Origin of the sequence: Mesorhizobium sp. M7A.F.Ca.CA.002.05.1.1, assembly GCF_003998335.1 — a bacterium.
In the GTDB taxonomy this organism is placed as follows: Bacteria; Pseudomonadota; Alphaproteobacteria; order Rhizobiales; family Rhizobiaceae; genus Mesorhizobium.
This window is the reverse complement of record NZ_RZQI01001194.1, coordinates 1-1,444: the sequence shown is the minus strand read 5'-3', so window position 1 is coordinate 1,444 and position 1,444 is coordinate 1. Positions and strand designations below refer to the sequence as shown.

The following is a 1,444-nucleotide window of genomic DNA, read 5'->3' as shown; positions in this document are numbered from 1 at the left end:
GGCGGCATCCTCCAGCACGATGTCGGCGCCCTCCGCGATCTGCGCCTCGTGATTGCTCTTGAGGATCGGCAAGCCGTCCTCGCCGGCAAGGATGAGGTAGCCGCCCTCGCGAAAGCCGATATCGGCGTCGTCCCCGAACTCTTCCTTCAGCCGCCGAAACAGTTTCAGCGTGAACTGCGACAGGCGGATGTTTTCCGGGATCGAGAATTGCTGGCGGATCGAGGCCATGGACAGCGTCGTTGCCGCATGCGCGAATTGCGGATCACGCTCGACCAGCGCGATCGTGCCGGAAAACCCTTGCTCACGCAGGTAATAGGCGACCGAGGAGCCGACGATGGCTCCGCCGATGATGACGATGTCGTAGCGCATGTTCTCTCCGATCCGGCCGATGGTGTCCTTCACGCCACCGGCAGAATGATCTCGAAGCGCGTGCCGCGTTCGCTGTCAACCAGCGCGATCATACCATCATGCGCTTTCAGGAGGGCCAGCACGATGCCGAGCCCCATGCCGGTGCCGCCCTGTTCGCGCCGCGTGGTGAAAAACGGCTCGAAAATGCGCGCCCGGTTGCTCGGCGAAATACCGGCGCCGTCGTCACTGACCAGGAGGCTCGCCTTGCCGTCGGCGCTCGTAGCGGAGACAGAAACCTGTGTCGCGCCGTGCCTGGCCGAATTGTCGATGAGATTGGCCAGCACGATAGCCGCGTTCTCGGCCGATATGTGCAATCTGATGTCGCCGCCGGCCCCGATGCTAACCGCCAGCCTGTTGTCTACGGGAAGCAGCGCCAGCGCCGCACCGATCGATGTGCTTTCGCCGCTCGGCGCCAGGTTTTCGGCGCGCGCCATGTCAAGCAGGCGGCGAACCAGCAGATTGAGCCGTCCCGCATCGGTGACGATATTGTTGGAGAAACGCCGCCGCTCCGTATCGTCCATCGCGCCACCGGAATCGCGCAGCAATTCGGCTGCGCCCTGGATCGCTGTCAGCGGCGATTTGAGTTCGTGCGAGACATGGGTGGCGAACGTCTGGATGCTGTCGGAACGCGCCTGCAGTTTTTCGGCCATGTCGAGGAAGGCGGCGGAAAGCTCCGCCATCTCTCGCGTGCCGTGATGGTCGAGCGGCCTGATCGCCGCGCGGTCGCCGGCGGCGATGCGCTCGGTGCGGTCGATCAGCGCATAGATCGGCCGGCTGACGGTGCGCAGGAAGATGAGGCCGATGAGCAGCGTGCCGCCGAGAATGGCAATCGCCGCCAACGTCACCTTGCCGCGTTCGCCATAGAGATGCTTGATGATGTTGTTGGGCGTCCGCGACACATAGACGACGCCGGCGACCTTGCCGTCGACGGCCACCGGCAAAGCGGCGAAGACACGCACCTTGGTGCCGCGGCTGACCGAATAGAGCGGCGGCGCCGGCTGGTCGCGGATGCGCAGCCTGAGCGCGCTGGCATAGC

General features: G+C 64.7%; 2 protein-coding genes. Both read right to left on the bottom strand.

Going from position 1 to position 1,444, the window contains the following annotated elements; all coding sequences use genetic code 11:
* Positions 1-369, bottom strand: a 369-nt coding sequence (locus EN939_RS34040; RefSeq protein WP_164751510.1) for an NAD(P)/FAD-dependent oxidoreductase, incomplete at its 3' end; no start/stop codon positions are given.
* 29 nt (positions 370-398) lie between these two features.
* Positions 399-1,444, bottom strand: a 1,046-nt coding sequence (locus tag EN939_RS34035; RefSeq protein ID WP_164751509.1) for a HAMP domain-containing sensor histidine kinase, incomplete at its 5' end; no start/stop codon positions are given.